Annotated in this window: 1 protein-coding gene; it reads left to right on the forward strand. The window is 62.0% G+C overall.

What is annotated here, in order from left to right:
• Positions 1-47 precede the first annotated feature (47 nt).
• Positions 48-702: ABC transporter ATP-binding protein (locus FS507_RS16370; protein ID WP_186314738.1), on the forward strand; the 655-nt coding region annotated here is incomplete at its 3' end.

Here is a 702-nt window from a genome sequence, read left to right on the forward strand (position 1 = left end):
CTGTGGGTCGATGTGGTGGCGCGTGTGTGCGGAGCATCATGGACAGCATGATCACAGTTGAGAGTTTGTCGAAGAGGTACGGGCGGTTTCAGGCCGTCGAGGATGTGTCGTTCAGGGTTCCTGATGCTGCGGTGACGGGTTTTCTGGGGCCGAACGGGTCGGGCAAGTCGACGACGATGCGGTGTGTGTTGGGGTTGGATCGGCCGAGTGCGGGCCGGGCGCTGTTCGACGGGGAGGGTTTTGGCCAGGTGGCTGATAAGCCGGCGGTGGCTGGGGCGTTGTTGGAGGCGAGCTGGTTTACTCCGGGGCGTAGTGGGCGTTCGCATTTGAAGGTGCTGGCCCGGGGTGCGGGTATCTCGGATGCGCGGGTGGATAAGTGTCTGCAGTTGGTGGGGTTGGCTTCTGCGGGTGATAAGCGGGTCGGGGGGTATTCGTTGGGGATGAAGCAGCGTCTTGGTTTGGCGGGTGCGTTGTTGGGGGATCCGTCGCATTTGATTCTGGATGAGCCGGTCAATGGGTTGGATCCGGAGGGGGTCAGTTGGATGCGTCGGACGATTCGGGCGTTGGCTGCTGAGGGTCGGGCGGTGTTGGTGTCGTCGCATTTGTTGTCGGAGATGCAGCAGACCGCGGATCGGTTGGTGGTGATTGGTAAGGGGCGGATGATTGGTGAGTATTCGATGGAGGAGTTCCTCGCCGGCGGGG

The organism is Corynebacterium glyciniphilum AJ 3170 (assembly GCF_007673095.1).
Lineage (GTDB): Bacteria > Actinomycetota > Actinomycetes > Mycobacteriales > Mycobacteriaceae > Corynebacterium.